Annotated in this window: 26 protein-coding genes; 18 read left to right on the top strand and 8 right to left on the bottom strand. The window is 46.9% G+C overall.

Features of this window, described 5'->3' with window-relative positions; genetic code table 11:
- Positions 1-47: 47 nt before the first annotated feature.
- Positions 48-506, top strand: coding sequence for an NUDIX domain-containing protein (locus IRJ16_RS00255; RefSeq protein ID WP_194109509.1), 459 nt, complete (start codon positions 48-50; stop codon positions 504-506).
- A 184-nt stretch (positions 507-690) separates the two neighbouring features.
- Here IRJ16_RS00255 and accC read toward each other — a convergent pair whose 3' ends face one another.
- A complete protein-coding gene (gene accC, locus IRJ16_RS00250) occupies positions 691-2,175 on the bottom strand; it encodes an acetyl-CoA carboxylase biotin carboxylase subunit (RefSeq protein WP_194109508.1) in 1,485 nt (494 codons plus the stop codon).
- 111 nt (positions 2,176-2,286) lie between these two features.
- Between accC and IRJ16_RS00245 the strand changes: the two genes are divergently transcribed.
- Both IRJ16_RS00245 and IRJ16_RS00240 read left to right on the top strand, forming a co-directional pair.
- Positions 2,287-3,009, top strand: a complete 723-nt coding sequence (locus IRJ16_RS00245) for a hypothetical protein (protein WP_194109507.1) — start codon at positions 2,287-2,289, stop codon at positions 3,007-3,009.
- Between the two features lie 19 nt (positions 3,010-3,028).
- Positions 3,029-3,775, top strand: coding sequence for a hypothetical protein (locus IRJ16_RS00240; protein WP_194109506.1), 747 nt, complete (start codon positions 3,029-3,031; stop codon positions 3,773-3,775).
- Between the two features lie 5 nt (positions 3,776-3,780).
- On the opposite strand, the gene IRJ16_RS00235 is transcribed toward IRJ16_RS00240, so the two are convergent.
- Positions 3,781-4,152: a VOC family protein gene (locus IRJ16_RS00235; protein WP_194109505.1), complete on the bottom strand. Its 372-nt coding sequence runs from the start codon at positions 4,150-4,152 to the stop codon at positions 3,781-3,783.
- 93 nt (positions 4,153-4,245) lie between these two features.
- On the opposite strand from IRJ16_RS00235, the gene IRJ16_RS00230 reads away from it, so the two are divergent.
- The 4 genes from IRJ16_RS00230 (at position 4,246) to IRJ16_RS00215 (ending at position 9,193) form a co-directional block, all read left to right on the top strand.
- The gene (locus tag IRJ16_RS00230; protein ID WP_194109504.1) at positions 4,246-5,160 is read left to right on the top strand and encodes an ABC transporter ATP-binding protein; all 915 of its coding nucleotides are present in this window, start codon (positions 4,246-4,248) and stop codon (positions 5,158-5,160) included.
- The gene (locus IRJ16_RS00225) at positions 5,153-6,484 is read left to right on the top strand and encodes an ABC transporter permease (RefSeq protein WP_194109503.1); all 1,332 of its coding nucleotides are present in this window, start codon (positions 5,153-5,155) and stop codon (positions 6,482-6,484) included. Before IRJ16_RS00230 ends, IRJ16_RS00225 begins: the two co-directional genes overlap by 8 nt.
- 261 nt (positions 6,485-6,745) lie before the next feature.
- Entirely contained in the window at positions 6,746-7,681 is a 936-nt protein-coding gene (locus IRJ16_RS00220; protein WP_194109502.1) for a Ppx/GppA phosphatase family protein, read from the top strand.
- A gap of 87 nt (positions 7,682-7,768) precedes the next feature.
- On the top strand, positions 7,769-9,193 hold the full coding sequence (locus IRJ16_RS00215; RefSeq protein WP_194109501.1) for a TlpA family protein disulfide reductase: 1,425 nt from the start codon (positions 7,769-7,771) through the stop codon (positions 9,191-9,193).
- On the opposite strand, the gene IRJ16_RS00210 is transcribed toward IRJ16_RS00215, so the two are convergent.
- Both IRJ16_RS00210 and IRJ16_RS00205 read right to left on the bottom strand, forming a co-directional pair.
- Positions 9,190-9,780, bottom strand: coding sequence for a hypothetical protein (locus tag IRJ16_RS00210; RefSeq protein ID WP_194109500.1), 591 nt, complete (start codon positions 9,778-9,780; stop codon positions 9,190-9,192). The genes IRJ16_RS00215 and IRJ16_RS00210 overlap by 4 nt on opposite strands.
- 30 nt (positions 9,781-9,810) lie before the next feature.
- Complete coding sequence (locus IRJ16_RS00205; protein WP_194109499.1) at positions 9,811-10,557, bottom strand: carboxypeptidase-like regulatory domain-containing protein; 747 nt, start codon at positions 10,555-10,557, stop codon at positions 9,811-9,813.
- A gap of 150 nt (positions 10,558-10,707) precedes the next feature.
- On the opposite strand from IRJ16_RS00205, the gene IRJ16_RS00200 reads away from it, so the two are divergent.
- The 7 genes from IRJ16_RS00200 to IRJ16_RS00170 all read left to right on the top strand — a co-directional run bounded on the left by IRJ16_RS00200 (position 10,708) and on the right by IRJ16_RS00170 (position 14,133).
- Entirely contained in the window at positions 10,708-11,169 is a 462-nt protein-coding gene (locus IRJ16_RS00200) for a DinB family protein (RefSeq protein ID WP_194109498.1), read from the top strand.
- Between the two features lie 72 nt (positions 11,170-11,241).
- On the top strand, positions 11,242-11,616 hold the full coding sequence (locus tag IRJ16_RS00195; protein WP_194109497.1) for a hypothetical protein: 375 nt from the start codon (positions 11,242-11,244) through the stop codon (positions 11,614-11,616).
- A 66-nt stretch (positions 11,617-11,682) separates the two neighbouring features.
- Positions 11,683-11,892 carry a heavy metal-binding domain-containing protein gene (locus tag IRJ16_RS00190; protein WP_194110209.1) on the top strand — a complete coding sequence of 70 codons (210 nt, stop codon included), beginning with the start codon at positions 11,683-11,685 and terminating at the stop codon, positions 11,890-11,892.
- 28 nt (positions 11,893-11,920) lie between these two features.
- Positions 11,921-12,328 (top strand): hypothetical protein, encoded by a 408-nt coding sequence (locus tag IRJ16_RS00185; protein WP_194109496.1) that lies wholly within the window; start codon positions 11,921-11,923, stop codon positions 12,326-12,328.
- Complete coding sequence (locus IRJ16_RS00180) at positions 12,329-12,985, top strand: SCO family protein (RefSeq protein WP_194109495.1); 657 nt, start codon at positions 12,329-12,331, stop codon at positions 12,983-12,985.
- Positions 12,982-13,398 (top strand): c-type cytochrome, encoded by a 417-nt coding sequence (locus IRJ16_RS00175; protein ID WP_194109494.1) that lies wholly within the window; start codon positions 12,982-12,984, stop codon positions 13,396-13,398. The genes IRJ16_RS00180 and IRJ16_RS00175 overlap by 4 nt, the downstream gene beginning before the upstream one ends.
- 105 nt (positions 13,399-13,503) lie before the next feature.
- Positions 13,504-14,133 carry a phosphatase PAP2 family protein gene (locus tag IRJ16_RS00170; RefSeq protein WP_228079691.1) on the top strand — a complete coding sequence of 210 codons (630 nt, stop codon included), beginning with the start codon at positions 13,504-13,506 and terminating at the stop codon, positions 14,131-14,133.
- Positions 14,134-14,319: 186 nt separating this feature from the next.
- On the opposite strand, the gene IRJ16_RS00165 is transcribed toward IRJ16_RS00170, so the two are convergent.
- From IRJ16_RS00165 to IRJ16_RS00155, 3 genes are all read right to left on the bottom strand, one after another.
- Positions 14,320-14,937 (bottom strand): TetR/AcrR family transcriptional regulator, encoded by a 618-nt coding sequence (locus IRJ16_RS00165; RefSeq protein ID WP_194109493.1) that lies wholly within the window; start codon positions 14,935-14,937, stop codon positions 14,320-14,322.
- Positions 14,938-15,050: 113 nt separating this feature from the next.
- Positions 15,051-15,536, bottom strand: a complete 486-nt coding sequence (locus tag IRJ16_RS00160) for a DUF4126 family protein (protein WP_194109492.1) — start codon at positions 15,534-15,536, stop codon at positions 15,051-15,053.
- Between the two features lie 88 nt (positions 15,537-15,624).
- Entirely contained in the window at positions 15,625-16,593 is a 969-nt protein-coding gene (locus IRJ16_RS00155) for a helix-turn-helix transcriptional regulator (protein ID WP_194109491.1), read from the bottom strand.
- A 76-nt stretch (positions 16,594-16,669) separates the two neighbouring features.
- Here IRJ16_RS00155 and IRJ16_RS00150 point away from each other — a divergent pair, with 76 nt between their 5' ends.
- From IRJ16_RS00150 to IRJ16_RS00140, 3 genes are read left to right on the top strand one after another with little or no spacing between them, the layout of a single operon-like run.
- The gene (locus IRJ16_RS00150) at positions 16,670-16,927 is read left to right on the top strand and encodes a putative signal transducing protein (protein WP_194109490.1); all 258 of its coding nucleotides are present in this window, start codon (positions 16,670-16,672) and stop codon (positions 16,925-16,927) included.
- Between the two features lie 59 nt (positions 16,928-16,986).
- A complete protein-coding gene (locus tag IRJ16_RS00145; protein WP_194109489.1) occupies positions 16,987-18,009 on the top strand; it encodes a N(4)-(beta-N-acetylglucosaminyl)-L-asparaginase in 1,023 nt (340 codons plus the stop codon).
- Positions 18,010-18,027: 18 nt separating this feature from the next.
- Positions 18,028-18,774, top strand: coding sequence for a copper homeostasis protein CutC (locus IRJ16_RS00140; protein WP_194109488.1), 747 nt, complete (start codon positions 18,028-18,030; stop codon positions 18,772-18,774).
- 140 nt (positions 18,775-18,914) lie between these two features.
- Here IRJ16_RS00140 and IRJ16_RS00135 read toward each other — a convergent pair whose 3' ends face one another.
- Entirely contained in the window at positions 18,915-21,728 is a 2,814-nt protein-coding gene (locus IRJ16_RS00135) for a TolB family protein (protein ID WP_194109487.1), read from the bottom strand.
- An 83-nt stretch (positions 21,729-21,811) separates the two neighbouring features.
- Between IRJ16_RS00135 and IRJ16_RS00130 the strand changes: the two genes are divergently transcribed.
- Positions 21,812-22,522 (top strand): hypothetical protein, encoded by a 711-nt coding sequence (locus IRJ16_RS00130; RefSeq protein ID WP_194109486.1) that lies wholly within the window; start codon positions 21,812-21,814, stop codon positions 22,520-22,522.
- Positions 22,523-22,534 lie beyond the last annotated feature (12 nt).

Below are 22,534 nucleotides of genomic sequence, written 5' to 3'. Positions count from 1 at the left end.
AGATAAGTTATAGGTTTGTAAAAACCTTATTAGATAAACCTAAGACGATGGCAAAACAAACGGCAGGCATATTAGTGTATCGTAAGCAGGAAAACAACCTGCAGGTCTTCCTCGTCCATCCCGGTGGGCCATTTTGGAAGAACAAGGATGCCGGCGCATGGTCGATCCCCAAAGGAGAATTTTTAGCCGACGAAGAACCACTTGCCGCCGCCAAACGCGAATTTGCCGAAGAGACGGGCCAAACCATCGACGGTGATTTTATCCCTTTAGGCCAAACCCGATCAAAGGGCGGCAAGGATATCCATGTATGGACGATTGAAGGCGAGGTTGATGAGACTAACGTCATCAGCAACACCTTCCCTTTCGAGTGGCCGCCAAGGTCGGGTAAAATGATCGATATCCCCGAGGTTGATCGTGGCGGATGGTTCGGTGTTGATGAAGCCAGAGTAAAGATCAATCAGTCGCAGATGATTTTTATTGACCGGTTGATGGATGTATTGCATTGATCCATACCGTGAATGTTCAGTCAGATACGGACTTCTGAGGTGAGTAATGCAAGCCCCAATCATATATTTATAAATATATGATTATCAAATACTTGTAAATATACGATATTGAAATATGTTAACCTTTGTTAACTTTCTTAATGACTAGCCATTTAAGCCCCTTGCAAGAAAGAACTTGACCCTATCAATACTGCCTCCGCTTCATCACCCAATTCGAGTTAACATCCACTGCCACCTTCTCCCGTCTCACGGACTTTTTATCGTCTAAAAGTTTAGCCATTAACAAGGCAGCTATCATCGCATCCTGCTCATCTGCGTTCTGCAAAACTTCGGGCTTAAAATACTTAGCAACGAAATGCGTATCGAACTTCCCGGAACGGAACGCATCGTGTTGCATCACAAATTTACCGAAACCTAAAGTGGTAGTGATGCCGGTGATCTGGTACTCGTCTATTGCGCGGATCATCCGTTCTATCGCCTCTTCCCTGTCCTTGCCGTAAACTGTCAGTTTGGCGATCATCGGGTCGTAATAGATCGGTATCTCCATACCTTGCTCGAAGCCATCGTCGACACGCACACCCGGGCCTTTTGGGGTGATATAGGTTTGCAGGGTTCCAATGTCCGGCAAGAAATTATTGGCCGGGTCCTCGGCGTAAACACGTAATTCTATCGAGTGGCCCTTCATTTGCAGGTCTTCTTGCTTAAAGCTGATCCCTTCGCCACGGGCAATGCGGATCTGCTCTTTCACCAGATCTACGTTGGTGATCAGTTCGGTGACCGGATGCTCTACCTGTAAGCGGGTATTCATCTCCAGGAAAAAGAAATCGAGGTTTTCGTCAAGGATAAATTCTACAGTACCTGCCCCCGTATAATTAACCGAACGCGCCACATCAACGGCACATTGACCCATGCGTTCGCGTATCTCGGGCGTTAAAACAGACGACGGCGCTTCTTCCACCACCTTTTGGTGGCGGCGTTGCACCGAACATTCCCGCTCAAATAAGTGCACAATATTGCCATGTGTATCGCCTAAGATCTGTATCTCGATGTGCCTTGGCGACGATACATAGCGCTCTATAAACACCGAGCCATCACCAAAAGCCGATGTAGCCTCTGACACAGCTAATTGCATCTGCTCTTCAAAATCATCGGCACCTTCAACTATGCGCATACCCTTACCACCGCCACCCGCAGCGGCTTTGATCAGGATCGGGAAACCTACCTCGATCGCCCTCAATTTGGCATCGGCAACGTCGGCAATAGCTTCCTCGGTACCGGGCACCATCGGGATATTATATTTTAAAGCAGCGGCTTTGGCCGATAGTTTATTCCCCATCACCTCCATAGCCTCGGGCGATGGGCCAATGAGGATCAGCCCGGCCTCGCGCACCATGCGGGCAAAAGCGGGATTCTCTGACAGGAAACCGTAGCCGGGATGGATAGCTTCGGCACCTGTTTGGTGACAGGCATCAATGATCTTTTCGCCTACCAAATAGCTTTGGTTGCTGGGCGCTTCACCAATAAAAACAGCTTCATCAGCATAGCGCACATGCAAAGCGTTACGGTCGGCGGCTGAGTAAACGGCAACGGTCTTAATACCCATTTCGCGCGCGGAGCGCATTACACGTAAAGCTATTTCGCCGCGGTTGGCTATCAGGATCTTCTGCATAATTGATAAAGGTATTTAACCGCTGCAAGTTTTGTGCAAAAGCCGGTTAATTTTTTTCGGATGTTTTAAAAGATCTTGTAATTTGGCATCAGAAACCTTAACGCATTTTCCATGAAAACCTTAACTCACCTTTCCGTAATACTTTTATTTTGTCTGCTATCAGGTTGCTCCCTCGAACCAATGATCGGGCCCGATGGTTCCGTATTAAAAAGAGACACAACGCTTACGTCCAACCCATCGGGAAATAATGGTGGGAATAATACCGGCGGTACTACAAATTCTACCAGTATTTTGCCGGTATCGGCAGGTTCTGTCCGTAACTATTCGGTCACAGCCTTGGGGCAGTCTGATGAATTAACGATAACGATGACAGACAGGCAAGCTACCATTAATGGTAAAGTATATTCAGTTGCCAATGTTACCTCAAAAGGCGTAACAGTAGGCAGCGAATATTATCATTTTAGTAACAACACTTATACCTGGCGCGATAATGAAGACGTTGCCGACGTATCGTCTGAAATGCCTATCCTAAAAGAAGATGCTGCCGTTAACAGCACCTGGACGGTAAACCTTGTGAGCGTATTTCCGGGTACTACCGAAAAATATGTAGGGATATTAATAGCCAAAGATATTAGCTACACCGTCAATGGCAAAGCTTTCAGTAATGTTTGGCATACCCGTATCGAACATCAGCTCACCATGTCGGGCCAAACCACCGTTGATATCGCTTCTGAGTATTACTTTGCCAAAGGCATAGGTATCATCGAAAACAATATCATTATGGCAGGTACTGTTATTGGTAGCCAAAAGATAAAAAGTTACAACATTAAATAGACCACATAGTTACCTGATAATGAATTCATTAAAAACACCAAATCTGTCTTCGGGTCAACTATTGTGGGCGACGCTGATCTGCCTGGTCACCATATTGGGTTGCAAGCAAAGCGACAAAACGACATCAGACAGCTACCACCCGCTCACTCCCGGCACTACCTGGACCTATAAATTAGAACGCGACGGAGTGGCCGGTGCCGATGAGGTGATCAGCACCGTGAAAGATGAAAGCAAAACTTTCCATGGAAAAACCTACCACCTGATAGCCACTCATTTTAAAATGAACGATAGCCTGAGCAACGATTGGTTTGCCCGCACAGGTCATATTTATTATCAGCGTGAACTTAAACAAGGCACATCGTTTGAGGACGAAGCCGCCGATGAATCTGTTTATTTGGATGACAGCAAACCCGTAGGTGTAGAAGAGAAAGTTTTTGAAACGGAAATGCCGATGGGCAAAACCTCGGCCACTATAGAATTGGTAGAGAAAGGCATCACGCGCCAAGTGAACGGCAAAGATTACAAAGATGTGTTACACGTACGCCGTACCATTAGCCTAAGCATGAAAATGCCTAACATGGGCGACATGCTGGGTGATACCAGCATTAAAATTAAAGGCAATGTCGACGGTATGGACATGGGGCTTGATCAAACCCTGGCCATCGATCTTTACCTGGCTAAAGGCGTAGGCATTATTGAGTTAGGCATGACATCTAACGGAAAACAACTGGCTAAACAAACTTTGGTTAGCTACAACGTAAAGTAGGTCGGTCACACCGGTTTTACGATGCAGACCCCGAAACCGTCGGGGTCTGCAAATATGCGACCGTTCGTTTGCCAATAAGGATTTTTGGCTACAACTTCCGGCACGTTAGCTTTTGATGATCGTCCGATCAGATCGTCATACTCCCCTATCCCATCTGGATACAGTACCAGCAGGTCATCCTCATCAGGCTTGTGAACTGGTGCATCAGCGGATACGGTAAATTCCAAATGCCAATCTTTGCCCGGCAGGCCGATGAAGATACCATCGTACCCATCATGGGCCTCAAAACTACCCAACAATTCAAAGCCAAGTATATCGATATAAAAAGCCTTGATCTTGCCAAGATCGGTGGTATGGCGTGCTACGCGTAGTTTCATTTGGGTGGTCAAATTAATAAAAGAAGGGCAGGTTGTAACATCAAAACGCTATCTTCATCTAAATTACATCACACACAACCAAACACCCCTTAAATGTTAAGCATCCGCAATATTGTTAAACAATACGACGGGCATCGCGCGCTGAGCGATGTAAGTTTAGAGGTAGAAAAAGGCCAAATATTTGGCCTGCTCGGTCCTAACGGCGCCGGCAAGACCTCGCTCATCCGTATCATCAACCAGATCACCGCGCCTGACAGCGGCGAAGTTTATTTCGACGGCGAAAAACTGAACCAAAGCCACATCGAACGTATCGGCTACATGCCCGAAGAACGCGGCCTGTACAAAAAAATGGAGATAGGCGAGCAGATGATCTACCTGGCCCGCCTAAAAGGCCTAAGCCGCGACGAAGCAATGAAACGGTTGAAATACTGGTTCGAGAAATTGGAGATCGTTAACTGGTGGAATAAAAAGGTGGAGGACCTATCAAAAGGGATGCAGCAAAAAGCGCAATTTGTTGCTACGATATTGCACCAGCCGGACCTGATCATACTCGATGAACCCTTCAGCGGTTTCGACCCGGTGAATGCCGAACTTATCAAGAACGAGATACTGGAATTGAATGCCAAAGGCGCTACCATCCTGTTCAGCACGCACCGGATGGAATCGGTAGAGGAAATGTGCAGCGGCATAGCGTTGATCCATAAGTCTAAGAAGATATTGGATGGCAAGGTACGCGATATCCGCAACTCGTACCGTAACGATACTTTCGTGTTGGAGTATGCAGGCGATAAGCTGACCTTTGATGGCAACCAGCCCTTCCAATTATTGGACGAGACCAGCGGCATTGATGGCCACACTATCCGCTTTAAACTGGACGGTACATCATCAAACGATGTGTTACAGTACCTGTTGCCCAAAGCCCAGATCACCATGCTACAGGAAGTTATCCCAAGCATGAACGAAGTATTTATCCGTAACGTTAATCAGACAGCCGACAAACATGAATAAAGTTTTCCTTATCATCCAGCGCGAATATTTAGTGCGCGTAAAAAAGAAGGCATTTTTGGTGAGCACCCTATTGGTGCCCGGCTTATTGTTGGCCATGTATGCGGTTATAGCGTTGATCTACGCCAATAGCGACGAGATAAATGCTAAACACATCATCAACGTAAAAGACGAGAGCGGAATTTTTGCCGGCAAGTTTAAAGACAATTCAAACCTTTACTTCTCGCCCGCTAAGGGCACATTAGCCGAGGCTAAAGCCGAGTTGAAGTTAACGCCCGACTTTCTTTTGGTGATCCCTGCTGATGCCGTTAAAAATGGCGGCGTGCAGATCCTATCTAAAACAAAGCCCAATTTCACCATAACCAGCACCATCGAAAGGCAAATGACCCGCATTGCCGAAGACGATGCCATTGTAAAAGCTGGTATAGATACGGCCAAACTGAACGCAATTAAACCCGATATCAACATAAAAGCCATTGAACTTAGCGATAGCGGCGAAAAAGACAGCAGCGTGGGCGCTGCTTACGGCGCCGGGATCACAGGCGCGATCATGATCTACATTGCACTACTGATCTACGGATCGCAAGTGATGCGCGGCGTGATCGAAGAAAAGACCAACCGAATTATCGAGGTGATCGTATCGTCGGTAAAACCGTTTCAATTGATGTTGGGTAAGATCCTTGGTATTGGCATGGTCGGGCTGACGCAGTTCTTGTTGTGGATCGTATTGTCCAGCGGGGTAACTATAATAGCCGGCAAAATGATCGCTAAGAACGATGCGCCAGCCAAGACCGAGCAGACGGTTAAAAAGAACACCGATCAAACCCCTCAGGTAGAGGACGCGCAACCCGTAGCCCCTAAAAGTCCAGCATTAGGTTTTTATGAAAGCTTGCAGACCATTGATTTTGGTTATATCCTGTCGTGGTTCATCTTTTATTTCCTGAGTGGCTTTATGCTTTACGCGGCCTTGTTTGCTGCCGTAGGTTCGGCTGTTGACAGCGAGACAGAGACGCAGCAATTCATGTTCCCGCTGACCTTGCCATTGCTGTTCACTTATATGATGTCGTTCGCGTTCATATTAAACTCGCCTGATAGTTCGCTGGCTTTCTGGTTGTCGGTGATACCGTTCACTGCTCCCATCGCCATGATGGTGAGGCTGCCCTTTGGCGTACCGGACTGGCAATTGGCACTATCAGCAGCTATGATGATCGTGGGTTTCCTGTTCACTACCTGGGTAGCAGCCCGCATCTATCGCGTAGGCATTTTGATGTATGGCAAAAAGTCGAGCTATAAAGAACTTGTAAAATGGTTCTTTTATAAAGAATAAGAGCCCCTCCTAAAAATCCCTCCTTGGGGAGGGGCGGGCAAGGAAAGAGCGGTAGCAGGGAGGGGTTTCGCGACGATACAAACTGACCAACCCCTCCCTGCCATTTCAACACAGCCCAACCGCACCCCTCCCCAAGGAGGGAAATTGAAATAAAACTACTCTCCCCGGGGAGAGGGACAAGATCCACCAAACCACCAACCTGTTAACAATTATTATCCCCGTAAACAAACATTTTACGGGGATCTTTTATTTTTACCCTTGATGAATAAACCCGTAGCCGTAATGGACCTTGGTACCAACACCTTCCACCTGTTGATCACCACGACCGATCCCGACGACCCACAAGAGTTGTTGCACCTGTTCGAGCCGGTAAGGTTAGGTCAAGGCGGCATTAATAAAGGCATTATCCAGCCTGATGCTTTTGAACGGGGAATCAACACCATGCATAAATTCGCGGCCGAGATAGCCCGTTTTGATGCAGGCCCGGTAAAAGCTATTGCTACCTCTGCCCTGCGCAGCACATCTAACGGGAAGGATTTTATTGACCAGGTAAAACGCGATACAGGCATAGCCATTGAAGTGATCAACGGCGACTCGGAAGCGGAATATATTTACCAGGGCGTTAAAGCATCCGGCTGCCTGACCGACGAGCACACCATCATTATAGATATTGGCGGCGGCAGTGTAGAGTTTATTATTTGCGATGCTGACGGCATAAAATGGAAACAAAGTTTTGAAGTTGGTGCCGCGCGCTTGATGGATAAATTTCACCAATACGACCCTATCCCGGCCGACTCGGTGGTTGAACTACAGGAATATCTGGATGATAAACTTGGCCCGTTATTCGAATCGGCCAAGGACTACCCTATTGCCAAACTTATCGGCTCTTCGGGCGCTTTTGAAACCTTTGCCGAAGTGCTTGAATTGGAAAAGGGCAACGAGTTTGACCTGAAAGCCATTAAAAGCATGGACTTTGACAATCAGGACTTTTTAGAACTCACCGCACGGCTGGTCGCCTCCACCCATGAAGAACGCGCCGAAACTAAAGGCATCATTCCCTTAAGGGTAGATATGATCGTCGTTGTATCACTCATCACCCGCTATGTGATGGATAAACTGGATATTACAGATGTATCCATGTCCATGTATTCGCTTAAAGAAGGGGTGCTGCAAAAATTATTATCACAAAAAATATAAAACCTACGAAAATATTCCTACCATTGTAATGCGGTGCTTGTTGAAGCGCCGATAAAACCTATTATTAACCTTTAATAGCTCATTACAATGTACAAAACCTTATCAGCCCTTGCTATATTTTTAGCGGGCGCTACAGCGTCTTTCGGGCAGACCGGCAAAGACACATCAAAAGTTCTGCTACCTAAAACTAAGCAACCGCAAAAGGTGAACAGTATTACTTTGCACATGGAACGTATGGCCGGCATTGGTCCGGACGGGCATACCTCAAGTTTTCAGGGTACGCTGGAACATCTACGCAAGTATGAAGGCGGCAAGCTGTATCCCGTAATGAAAAACCTGCCTACCGACCTGACCAATATGCAAGAGTTTTGCTACGTACTGGATCTGGCGCAATTCACCTATCAGGGTTACCGTGCTGGCCTGTGTAGTAAAGAGTATATGGAAAGTCACCTATCAGGTAATAAATTCAATTTGGCCGATACAGTACTGCTCTCTAAAACACCGTTAAAATGCTATGTATCGGCTGTTACCGGTATACGCGATGGCAAGCCAGTATATAAAATGGATGTGGATAACGACGGCGATTTTGGCAATGATGAGTATCGCCCGGTGCTGAAGGACGCGAGTAGCGAAGAGCTGAAAGTAAGCGGATCTGTACCGGTAAAGATCACCTACCTGAACAACGATAATAAGATCGTGGATGACAAGCAACTGGTTTTTGTTAGTCCCGGGCATGGTAATAGTGCCGAGCTGTACTTTGCTTTCCCTGAGTTTAACTACATGCGTTTTACCTACAAAGGTAAACCTTACCTGGCAGCCACTACCAGTTTCCGCCGTTCAGGCATCATTGTAGTGCCCGACCGACCATACTTTGACCGTATGGCTAACCTAAAGACCATTAAACAAGGTCAGTATATCAGTTTAGGCGATGATGAATTTGTACTGTCCAGGATCATCAACAATGGTAACGATATTGTGCTGACCGGTGCAGATATCAGCGGCTTCGGCGACAAAACGATAGCTAAAGCCGATGCGGCCAAGGTATCTACGGCTAAAAAGGGAACAAAAATATCCCGTCAACTGGGCTACATCGCGCCGATCGCATCAGGCATCAATATCAATCCTGCCATAAGCTCGACCGGTATAGTAAGCACAGCGAAATTTAAAGGCAAATATTTATTTATAGATGTTTGGGGGACTTACTGCGGCCCGTGCATTGCCGAGTTCCCGCATCTTAAAGAGGTGTATTCGGCATTCAGCCGTAAAGATCTGGAGATCATTGGTCTGGTAGACGACCGTGCACCAGCCACCACCCAACAAATATTCGACAAACACCAGCTGCCCTGGGCCAACATCCAGATAGATGCTAAAACATCGCAAACAGTTGGTTATAAAGATATCAATTCTTACCCTACCACCTTTTTGTTAGACCGTGAAGGCAAGATCATTGACATTGACCTGCGCGGCGAGGCTCTGATGAACAGATTGAAATTGCTGATCAAAGGGAGTTAGCGATGGGGTACTTGTAGAAGGTCTTCGATACTGTTAAAGAAGCCCAAAGGATGTATATTCTGGTCAACAATACCGATCCCTTTTACTGACACACCTCCAAGATATGCTCCAGTATTTTCGACAGCAGGAAAAGATACCTCCTTTTTAAAAATCGGAATTGGATCTTTTTTGGGGTTAAATTTCAAAGCCGGATGGTAAATCACCATGCTATCCGGCTTTGCCCTTAAAATCGGTTTGGCAACTTCGGTTTTATGTATCTGTTTAGCTTTCAATTTGGTTTGTGCATGGCCCGATGCTACAGCGAACATCAATAACACCGTTGCAACCACCCCCCGCCGGTAACTCTGTTGCTTTAGCGGTTGTGCCAGCTGCCTGTTCACGCTGCTGATCTGCCACGGCTCTATCCTGCCGCAGGTGTTTTGTGACCGGCTTAAAAAGTCGATGACCTGTCCGTCGCTCATCCGGGTAAAGTCGGTAACTGTTTTGCAGCAGCTATCGCAATGGCGGCCGCCTTGGGAGGGGGTCATAGCGTCCCATTGCTGGTGGCATGGAGTAGGGATGCTTATGTTAGTGATATTGGTTTGCATGTTCCGTTGCTAAGGATCGGTGTTTATTTCTTAACCGAATATCTTTTTGATAGGCAGCTTGATAAGGCGGTTGTACAACCGTTTTGGTAAAGAAGCTCTACGGATGACGGTCCGGCTCATTACCGCACCCGGGCCTTCTTTTAATGCTACCTCGATTGTTTCTTCTTCGCTACCAGCCTTTACTTTCAACTCAGTTTGAGCATAACCTAAAGACTTAACAGCTATAACTATGCGTGAAACCGGCAGCGCAAGGCAAAATTCTCCTTTGGCATCGGTCGCCGTCACTACCTTTCCGTTTACATAAACCGTAGCACCGGGTAACGTGAATTTAGCAACCAGATCGGTCACTTTACCATGTACATTACGTAAGGCAACAGGCTCAGGCTTTATCGCTGTTGGGTCGCTAATAACACTTTTCTCAACAGGCACCTGCTCTGTTTTGATCGTTATTGCGGCATTGTCCTGCGCCTTTACAACTTGTTGTGTGGTAAAGAAAACTGTAGCGGCTACCATTACGCGCTTCCAAAAGTTAGGAGCAAATAATGGCTGTTCTTTTAGTTGCTCGTTGATGCGATCTAACTGGGTTGCACCAAAACGCCCACAAGTTTTTGGTGACGCGGTGAGGTATGCGATAACTTCATCGGGTGACATAGCCGTAAAGTCGACAACTGTACTTGCGCAGGCGGTACAAAAACGGCCATCGTTGTTTTGTGTCATCTTGTTCCATGATTCTGCGCAGTTTTGGGGGATGCTGATGTTGGTGATATCGGTCTGCATATTTGGTTTGTTTGCAGGTAGGATGCATCGGCCAATGTGTTTCCACAATCTCCGGCAAAATATTTTTCAGACTACTAACTATGCTATTGTACGGAAACCTAAATTTGTCCGCCGGCGTCACATGCACGACCGGCAATATAATAACAACCTATGATCAATTACTTTTCAAAACTATTCGATTACGACAAAGCTGCCAGCATAAAACTACTCGACCTGATGACCACCTCAGGCACAGCACCTTACGAGACCGTTAAAATATTCGCCCACATGATGGCCGCTCAAAATACCTGGCTGCTCCGCGCTAAAAAGCTCAACGCACCCGGTGGCCCGCTTTGGCCGGACTCAACGTTGGAGGAATTACGCCCGTCTATCATATCACATCATGCGGCCTGGAAGGAATGGCTGAATGGTCAGAGCGATGATATATTGACAAGCACCGTCAGCTATCAAAATTCGGCAGGGACAGAATTCAACACAGCGATCACCGATGTGATCACCCAGGTTTTGAACCACGGTACCCACCACCGCGGACAGATCGGCATCTATCTTAAACAAGCAGGTCTGCAACTGCCCGGAACGGATCATATCCTGTTTTCGAGAGGTTTATTGTAGACCATCAACAGTACCCTTAAAATGACGGCTTAGTGTTTGGGGTACTAAGCATTTCCTGTTAACTTTGCGGCCATGTTTCAACGCGCGTTAACCATATTGCTTATTTTCTGCATTATCGGCTCTGGCTTTAGTAAGCTGGTGGTGTTCGCGGGTTTTGAAATGAACCAGCGCTACATCGCCACTACCCTCTGCGAAAACCGCGACAAGCCACAACTGAACTGTAACGGCCATTGCTATTTCATGAAAAAAGTAAAGCAAGCCGAGGAAAAAGAAAAGAACAACGAACGCCAGGCGCAAAAGGAACTTATCCAACAGGTATTCTTTACTGGTGCGAATAGGTTCATGTTTTCGTCTACCCTGTTACAGGCATTTCCGGATAGCTATCGGGATATGGCTTTGCAAGCGGTCATCTATCCTATCTTGCAGCCGCCGAAGTTATCAGTTTAAAATCGATTCTATTAGTGTTGGCTGCCAACCGACTATTCAATTTATAACGATACAAAACCAAACAACATGAAGTATTTCATCATCATACTAAGCTTATTTACTTCGATAGCCGCCGTTAGCTGTGGCTCATCATCCGAACATAAAGGTCACGCAGCTGCCGACACCAACAGGACCACCACAGCCAAAAAATATACCTGTCCAATGGATGCGGATGTGGTTGCCGACAAGCCTGGTACCTGCCCTAAATGCAAAATGGAACTGGTAGAAAAAAGTTAAAAAAAACATCAAAAAACGACGGAAAAACATGAAAAAAACGATAATTATCGCGCTTTTTGCAAGCTTTTTTTTAGCCTCTTGTTCGGATGAAAAAGCAGCCGAGAAAAAACAGATGGACGCCGTGATCGCCATTCACGACAGCGTGATGGCCCGCACCGGCACCGCTATGAAATACCAAGCCGAACTGGACAGCCTTTACCTGAAGCCTAACACGGATACCCTCACCCGCAAAACCATAGCCGACCTGCGTGGCAAACTGATCCTGGCCGAAAGCGCCATGGAGACCTGGATGCACAAATTCGACCCGGACTTTTCTGGTAAGCAGCATGCGGATATCATGAACTATTTGGGCGAGCAGCATAAACAGATCCACCGTGTGGATTCGCTGGTTAACAAGGCTATAGCCGACAGTAAGCAATTTTTGGAGGCTAAGTAAATGAGGAAGCCGATCATTCTATTTGCAGTCGGCCTGACGATGTTCATGGCCGCCTGTGGCGATAATAAAAGTAACCGCTTGCCCATCCTTGGTCATCGCGATGCGGAGACAAAAACCGTTGATGGTAAAGAGGTTACGGATACCGTTTATCAAACCATCCCCCCTTTCAAATTTGTGAACCAGTATGGCGACAGCATTACAGATAACAATCTGAAAGGCAAGATCTATGTAGCCGATTTCTTCTTCACCAGTTGCCCGTCCATCTGCCCTACCATGCACCGCAATATGCTTAACGTGTATAATGCATACAAGGCCGATGATAACTTTAAGATCCTGTCTTACAGTATCGACCCTAAGTACGACAGTGTACCTGTATTGAAAAAGTATGCCGATAAATTAGGCATCAGCGGCCAAAGCTGGTGGTTGCTACAAAGCGGCAAGGACGAGACCTACAAATTGGCTACCAGCTATTTAACGTCTGTAGCCGAGGATGCATCCGTCCCGGGCGGGCATGTACACGATGGTTGGTTTATCCTGATAGACAAGCAGAAACACATCCGTGGCACGTACGACGGCACAGTTACCACCGAGGTTACCAAGCTGATCGCCGATATCAAAACCCTTCAGGCCGAGCCTGAGCAACGCGTGGCACAATGAGAGCGGTATGGATCATAGCTTCATTTTTGACGGTGGTGATCGCTATCGCCAGCTGCCAAACGGCCGAGGATATCGAGTTTAAGCGCTATTACACAGCCGGATTGGTTGAGTATCAGAACCATTGTCAAAATTGCCATGGCGATAAAGGTCAGGGGTTGGCAGCATTGATACCGCCGTTGACCGACACCGCCTACATCAGCCGGAATAAGAATATGCTGGCCTGCTTGCTCAGTAAAGGCATTAAGGGTAAGATCACCGTAGCAGGTAAGGAATTTGATAGCGAAATGCCACCTGCCGAACTTGCGCCAATGGAGATAGCACAGGTATTAACTTACGTAGGCAATTCATTCGGTAACAAAGTCGGACTGATCAGCAATGATGATGTGACGCGGGATCTGAAAAACTGCCGGTAAGTTGGTTTGAGTTATACTTGCCTGAGCGCTATAAATTGTAAAGAACCTTTTTGTGTTTGCTTGCCGAACATTGAAAGGTTCTTTTTTTGTGCGTACCTTCGTGGTATGCAATACCCGTCATTATCGAAACTTAAGCTATCTTTTTGGGGGATGTTTGTTGGTCAACTGATGTTGTTGATGACGTTCCCGGGCAAGGCCATGGCTCAGCAGTCGAGCATACAACAATGGGATGATAGGATCATGATAGACCTGGCCAGCCATCGTACGCCTAAAAAGACAGGGTTTTACATGTTTATGTCCAACTCTTATAAATACGGTGAGATCGGTATCCCGGCAGGAATGTTCATTGGCGGCGTTATCTCCAACGATCAACAATTACGCCAGAACGCGTTGTACGTGGCCAGTAGTACCGCAATTACAATAGGTGCAACGGCGCTGATCAAACTGATCGTGAAACGCCCAAGACCTTTTATTAAAAACATTAAGATAATCCCTGTTTACGAGGCCAGCTACTATTCGTTTCCATCGGGGCATACATCATCTACCATGGCCACAGCTACGGCAGTGTCTATCGCTTATCCTAAGTGGTATGTGATCGCGCCGTCCTTTTTATGGGCGGGCACTGTGGGTTATTCCAGAAGCTATTTAGGCGTACACTACCCTACGGATGTTGGCGCCGGGGCATTACTTGGGGCAGGTACGGCGGTATCCATGTCGTTCATGAAAAAGCCATAAAAAAACGGACCGAATTTGCATTCGGCCCGCCTCAATCACTCTAAAACAATCACCTCTACTTTAGAAGTCTCTTTTATATATTTCGTCAACTTGCGCTGACTAATTAATTACAATGGTCAAAAATACAGATAAAGATGTTGCAACGGCTACTTTATTTGGGCTTATGACGGCAACATGACATTTAGGTCAGCAACCCAAGCCTTTAACAAATATTTCGATCAGTGTCAAGCGTTTTTGATAGATCTCGTCTAAATGCTCCTTAAGCGGGAATCCGGTCTTCTTATGTGACATAGCGCGGACCTTTACGCCGTGCAATGCATCAAGGATCAGATCGATCATATCTACCGGCACTTCTACCGCTGTAACCTTTCCGGCGTCAACATCTTTTACCAAAGCGTCACTCAATAACTCGATCTCGGTCTGATGGATAGTTCCAATGATCTCCCATATCTCGGCGGGGATGTTCTGCTCGTTAAGTCTAAAGAAATCGAAGAAGTTATAGTTGGTCACCATAAAGTTATGGTGATTGTCTATCTGGGCTTTAAAAGCACTCAGCAGATCGGTGGATGCAGCAACCTTTTCGGTCAGGACGTTGATAAAATCCGTAGCCAGTTTGTTCATTACTGCCACATAAAGCTGGCTTTTATCGGGGAAGTAATAATACAGCAAGGCTTTAGACATGGCAAGATCGCCCGCGATCTCATTCATGGTAGTTTTAGAATAGCCGTAATGTAAAAATCGCTGGTACGACGCGTCTAATATCTTTTCGCGTTTTATATCCTGTGGGGCGTTTACTGAACTCATTATTCTTTAAAGAAGCCTAAAATTCCTGACTTTTTAAACAAAATTATCAAATTTTATAGATACTCCGCAATCGATGCCATATCATGACGCAGCAACTACATAAAAGTCAGTACTTAGGCGGTCTCAACAAGTGCTACGCCAGCTCCAAGGACGATGGTGTCCTCTATCAGCCCTACCACCGGATCAATTAAATGCGCTTGCTTAACTATCGCCTTACGTAAGTAAAAACTACCATAGGTGGCAGCTATAGCGGTGATACCACCAAGTACAGCCCCGGTGTACCACTTGCCGCCTGCCGCTTTGTAGATCCCGGCACCCGAGATAGCACCGTTAATACAACGCCCCACCAATGTCACGGGGGCTATACGGTCGGGAGCAGTGGGTAACTTATCCCCTACCAATTCACCTACGGCTATGCCGGTAAGTACATTAGCGGCAGCTGGAGACTGTAGCGTTTGTAAAGGTGTATGGTTAAGCCTGCGGCTTGGGCGTTTATTTAGCATCCTGCTGCTTACGGCCGGAGCCGACATGGAGCGCATGCCTGCCAATATGCCTAACGCTATAACTTGCCAGTGGGGTTTGGTGATAACTATTTTCACGGTTGATGTAGATTATAGCCTTATAACCGTGTGTTCGGCGTCTTGTTTTTACGAATAGCGTATTGCTAAAGAACGCCGGTGTTAAGCTTCAGACCGTCACCGAATTCTCTTCGGTAATATTGCTCAGCATTTTATCGTACAATTGCCTGATGCGGTCCTTCAAATGTTGCGGACCAATGATACGGGCATAGTCGCCGAACATCATGTACCAGCGGGCAAAGCCTTCGATGGACAGTGTTAAGAATGTCATTTGAACGGTATCGCCCATATCTTCTTGTGATACGTAGCCGTTATAGTACTTCTGAGAATCGATATAGCTGATCGCCTTTTTGTCGACGTTCATGATCACCGTATTCAGTTTTTGTTCATGTGCCACCTGCTTTAGATACTCTTTAAGCGTGGGATGTTGTTGATCAAACTCGATACCCGTGTTATAGATCATCTTGATACGGTCGGTACGGAAATCGCGGTAATCGTTACGTAAACGACAGAACGCGATCAGGTGCCAGTTACCTTCCGAAAAGAAAACCCCTACCGGTTCTACATGTCTGGTGCTATGCGTTTGGCTGTGCATGGCAAAGTAATCTATACCCAACACATTTTTGTTAGCAATGCCATTCAGTATAGGTTGCAGCGCGTTCCTTTCTTCTTGTTCCGGGTCGCTGCGACGGGGTTTCATTACAGTGATATTTCCGTCCATATCCTCCAGCAGGTTCTTATCAGCCGAACGGAGCACAGCTTTAACCTTATACATGGCAGAGCGATATTGACTGGTAGTATCAGAATCGGTTAGCTTCTCGATGAACTTTTCGGCGGTCAAAAACGCTGTGGCTTCTTCTTTGGTGAACATCACCGGGGGTAGACGGTAACCATCCATAATGGAGTATCCTACGCCGGCCTCGCCAATGATCGGTACGCCGGCTTCCTCTAAAGTTTTTACATCGCGGTAAACAGTACGCAGACTGATATCGAAACGCTCGGCAATATCAGATGCTTTTACAATGCGGCGGGATTGTAGTTGGATCAATATGGCTGATATGCGGTCGATACGATTCATGGGGCGATGCTATTTCGTCAAAAATAACAAACAATATTGCACTTATCTTTGTGGTTGAAAACTTATACCACATACTATGAACGAGCAAGAGAACATCATCACCCTGGAAACTTTTTACGATGCGGGTTTGGCCCACATCACACAAACCCGTTTGGCTGATGCCGGTATCGAATCATTTATCGACGATCAAAATACCATCGGCGCTAATCCGTTCTACAACCAGGCCATCGGCGGGCTGAAACTGAGAATTTTTGAGAGCGACCTTGAAAAAAGCAAGGCTATTTTAGCCGAGGATGTTAGCTTGCCCGATAATTTTGACCCGACGGATCAATAAAAACCGTATTATTACGATTAATTATTTTTATAAGTCCCCCTGCTTATACATTAACTTGTATGTACAACCGTCGTAAATTTTTAAAATTATCAGCCCTGACCGCCACTGCTGCAACCGTGCTGCCCAAGTTGAGTAAAGCCGCCAAACAGCCTGCCGATAAGTCGACTTTGCCGGTGGTGATATCTACCTGGGACTTTGGCATAGCGGCTAACGCGGCAGCATGGGAAGTATTGAGCAAAGGCGGCAGAGCTATCGACGCGGTAGAGGCCGGCGCACGTATCCCTGAAGCCGACCTTAAGAACCATTCTGTAGGTAGAGCTGGTTACCCTGACCGTGACGGTTTTGTTACCCTTGATGCCTGCATTATGGATGAACTGGGTAATTGCGGCGCTGTCGCCGGCATGGAGGATATTGACCACCCGATATCCGTTGCCCGTTTGGTGATGGATAAAACCCCACACGTAATGCTGGTGGGCGACGGCGCACGTCAATTCGCAATACAGCAAGGTTTTAAAGCACAAAAACTACTGACCCCTGAATCTGAAAAGGCGTGGAAACAATGGTTGAAGAAAGCGGAATACAAGCCGATCATTAATATCGAAAATCAGCCGCAAATGCAGGGCGGGCAGTATAACCACGATACCATCGGTATGCTGGCTATAGATAGCAAAGGCAATATATCCGGCGCTTGTACCACCAGCGGCATGGCTTTTAAAATGCACGGTCGCGTGGGTGACAGCCCTATTATAGGTGCCGGTCTTTATGTCGATAACGAAGTTGGCGGAGCAACATCTACCGGTGTTGGCGAAGAGGTGATCCGTAACGTGGGCAGCTTTTTGGTTGTCGAACTGATGCGTCAGGGTTACAGCCCTGAGGATGCTTGTAAAGAAGCCGTCAACCGCATCATCAAAAAGAAACCGGAGACCGCCAAAGAGATACAGGTAGGCTTTTTGGCCATCAACAAAAAAGGCGAATATGGCGCTTACGCCATTCAGGGAGGGTTCTCGTACGCGGTTTGCAATTCCGAGAAAAAAGACCTGCTGATCAAGGGCAAAAGCCATTATAACGAAGTAATAAAGTAAAACCTATCACAATAAATTATGGTCTCATTAGAGGTCTGTGCTAATTCTGCAACATCAGCCATAGCGGCGCAAGCAGGTGGCGCCATCCGTGTCGAACTGTGTAATAATCTGCACCAGGGCGGCACTACCCCTTCGCAAGGGCATATCGTACTGTCGCGTAAAGCTTTAGAGATACAGGTATACACCATCATCCGCCCCCGCAGCGGCGATTTCCTTTACACCGACGACGAATTCGAGATCATGAAGGCCGATGTGGAGCAAAGCATTGATCTGGGTTGCGATGGCGTAGTATTCGGCATCCTGAACAAGGACGGTTCTGTTGACATGGCCCGTAACGCGCAACTGATAGGCATGGCACACAAAGCCGGCTTAGGCGCTACCTTCCACCGCGCTTTTGATGTTGCTAACGACATGCACAAAACGCTGGAAGACCTGATCGAACTTGGTTTTGAGCGCGTGCTTACCTCAGGTGGCCGCTCATCGGCCATGGAGGGCATCAGCAATATCCATAAATGCATCGAGCAGGCCAACGGCCGTATCAACATTATGCCCGGTGCAGGCATTAACGCCGATAACGTTGCTAACCTGATCCGATTCACCAACGCTACTGAGATACATTCATCGGCCCGTGCCATTGTACATAGCGCTATGGAGTTCCGTAACGATGCCATTATGATGGGCAGCCGTTATGTGGATGAATATGCCACTTATGAAACGGATGCTAATATCGTAAGGAAGCTGATCGAAAAGGCGAATGGTGGGTGATCGGTGATCCGTGGATCAGTTAACCAGTGACCGGTAATCAGTGATCGGTTAACTATCGATCAAGATAGCAGAGATATATCTATATAAAACCGGTGACCAATTGACTGATCAACTGGTCACTGATCACCGGTTAACCGCCCCTAAAATATCGTCAGCGGAATGATCAACTCAATCCTATCGCTGCTACGGTTGGTGCTGAACAGATCATTATCCAGTAAGTGCGCATAACGTATCCCGAAGGTGATCGCCGCTTGATTGAACCATTTAGTATCGAAATACAGCTCCGCTCCCACCGTTCTGAAGGTTCCTTTAAAATCTGTTCCGTTGGTGTAAAAATCGTTGGCTTGGGTGTAGTCGAAGTATAAGTTCGCCCTCAACCGACTTAAATAAACAGTGTTAGCTAAACCGGCATCGGGATAGGCTATCGGGAAATGATAGTTCACTCCGGCTTTTTTTAAGCGATACAGGTTCTCGGCCTGATACCCCCTCGAGAACGGAAAATTATTAGAGAAGCTGATCACATTGTTGCGGTTACGTTCCTGGTATGCGCCGGTAAAGCTGAGGCTATGGTTGGCCGCTAATCCAGGCAGGTAAATAGCACCTGTGGTCAACCATTGATAACCCTGGCTACCGATCACCGTTGTTTTATAACTGACCGATAAAGTTTGCGCGAACTTTGGATAGATATTCTGCCTGGCCTGGCTAACGCGATTGGTGATAGAGAAGACGTTATTTAAATAAGTATAAGCCCTATCGGCGAACAGACTGCGATAAGCCTGCTGAAAGCTTGTGCGGTTGTAAACCACATCGCTACCGAAACTGATGTTGGTCAAGTGCGTACCGTTGATAAAATTCAGCGGGATCCGCGCACCTAATTGGCTTTCAAATTCGTTCCAATAAACAGCTGTATTATTCCTCACAGAGTAGCCGCGGCGATCCATAATATAGTTAACAGCACCGATGATCTGCGGATATAGCCCGCCGTACACACCACTAAAACCGGCCCTTTTATACCCCTCATTACGGTTGTAGTTGAACAACAAACTGGACTGGAAAGTATTCAGTACGTTCTGCCCTTCTATGGATACGGCATAATTAGGGTCATCCACTGTTGGGAACAAGCTATGGAAATTGAACAGACCATAACCCTTGCTGTACTTGGTAATAGGCAACGAGCTATCGGTAACGGTAGCAAGTACGTTGGTCGCCGAATCTTTATCTAATGAATTGATGTCGTAATTACTTAGCGGACCTGTGTCTGAGGTCGATACTTCGGTGCGTTGTACGGCATTCATATCGGTTTTTTGCAGCCGATAGCCGTATGCAGTGAAGCTTGTCCAGGCCAACTTGCCATTGCCTACCGTCGGTTGATAGCTGCCGATCCCCTTACGCAAAGCGTCACCGTTAAGTTTGTAAAGCTTACGGTTAACTATCTCGTAAGCATACAGGTCGTCCGTTGATGTAGATGCGGTAAAATAGACCGTATTGTCCTTAACGGTCAGGAAGCCGGCTACTGCAGATGAATGCAGTTTATCCATCTTTCCCGACGCTATATCGATGAGTGCGATATACATCTTGCCATCGTCCTGCCTTACTGCTGAAACGACTTTATCATCGCCATAAAACTTAGGGTAAGTAAAAAAGACGTTCTCGGTGGTCGGTATCACGCTTAATAGTTTACCACTATCATCAAGGATATGTAGTTTGCTTTTGCCTGATGTAGCCGTCTCCACCGCTACTATCTTTTTACTATCGGCGCTGATATCGGGCGAGAAGTAACGGGTTTTGGTCGTCAGGGTCTTTTGCTCACCCGTGGTGGCATCCAGCAGACGCAAGTCCGAATAAGTGATATAACCCCAACGTGGATCTATATTGTAAGCTGCGTAAACGATCTTACCATTGCTGCACGAAAAGTGATTATCGATAGATACGTCGCGGATACGTATCTCGCGTTCGTTACCATCTTTGCGCTCCATGAATACAGGGCGCTCTTTGTAGGTGCTTTTTACATAGATAATGGCGCTGTCGCCTGTAAAGGCAGGATATTCTTCATCCGCAATAAAGTGCTGGTTTTTAGCTACGCCAACCTCGGGGGCATCGTTAAACTTCTGCTTAAAGGATGTCAAAGCATCGTTGGTAAAGCTACTGAACGACGCGCCTGTATGTTTCTTTACCGCATACTGGAAAGGATAAAACGGCCTTTTGAACCAGGCGGCATCGTAAGTGATCTTCCGCCATGCGTCATTACCGTACTTTTCGCGGCCATGACCTACCAGCATATAACCCAGCGGGTAATGGTTGGGGACGTAATCTTTGTAGGATCCGTTACGCAACTTCATGTAGCTATAATTCTTGTTAGCTGCCCATAACGCGCGATAACCGTTAAAAAAAAATGGGATACGTCCCCTGCCCTGTTGGCTTACCAGCGTTTCGCTGTAAACGGCGTCGCCCTCAAAAAACCAATCGGGTACAGATAAGGCGTTACCTAAAGCTTGCCCACCCTGCCCGAACAGCGTACTTAACACTCTTGAGAAACCCACGTTAAAATTATTGTACTGCTGCACGTGCCGGTATTCGTGAATAGCCAGCTGATCGACCCAGTTCATGCTGCCGATCATAAAGCTATTTTGCGGCGCGGTGAGGTAAAACTCGCTGCGGAACGGGGCCAAGCCTACATAGGCGTTGGATATGGTGTTTTGATCTTGCAGTAAGATGCTGACCGGCTTTAACTTTGGCCCGATGGTAGGTGCTGTTGACGCATTGATCCGCCGAATGATATCTGCCACACGCCGACCCGATGAGTCGATACCGCGCCTGAAGATCACCTTAACTTCGGGTGTGTTCACCTGATCCCATTTTACGGATGGTGGGTTACCGCCAAACTCCTGTGCGTTGGCCGTTAGAGTAAACATCAACAATAAAAGCGGCAGCAGTTTGGCTTTAGATAGCATCAAGGGGTAATTTTAGCGTGATGTGAAAGTAACAATAAATGCAGCAAAAAGGTGATGATAAAACGTACATTTATACGATCACAATTATGAGAACGCTACTAACCCTAAGCCTATGCCTGTTTGCCTACGTATGCCTGGCACAATTTACCGTAGATCGCACTTTAACATCGCGCTACAACGCCGCTTTTGCCCGGTTACCTAAGGAATTTCGTGATAACTTGAACAGGTTAATGTCCGATACGGCTAACCATAACGATGTTATCCGCGACCTCGCCGTCCATACCAAGGATGTAATAGACACGTTGAACAAGAAAGACGCGCCCGACTACAGCCACCTTAATGCTTTTGAGTTAGACACTAACCCTAAGACCGGTAGAGCGACCAAACACTATTTTGGAACTTATAAAAAACCTGCAGAAAGCATCCACCCCAATTTCTGTAGCGCCGAACTACGTGGCGATACCCTGATCATCACCTCGGGGTTCATGTTCCCTTACGTGGTGCATAAGATCGTAAACGGCAAAGTAACGTCGGTCTATCAGGTGTACCAAAAGGGCGATCTTATTTATAGCCTGGATCTTAAACAGAAACCCACCTCCGAGCTTGACATTCCGATGTCGGCCGTTTTAAAATTAAGCACGTTCAAATTCAAGACCGGGCAGACCCTGTATGGCCAGGTCAGCTATGCTACCCGAGGTTATTACACTCAAAACTCAGCCTTTAAACACAACTATATGCATTCCAGATTATGGGGCACTTATGTCTTCAAAGCCATGATCATGCCGCCACGGAATTGATCTGGTCGCATA

Source organism: Mucilaginibacter myungsuensis (assembly GCF_015222005.1).
Lineage (GTDB): Bacteria > Bacteroidota > Bacteroidia > Sphingobacteriales > Sphingobacteriaceae > Mucilaginibacter > Mucilaginibacter myungsuensis.
The sequence above is the reverse complement of the archived record's forward strand: the minus strand, read 5'-3'. Positions and strand labels throughout refer to the sequence as shown.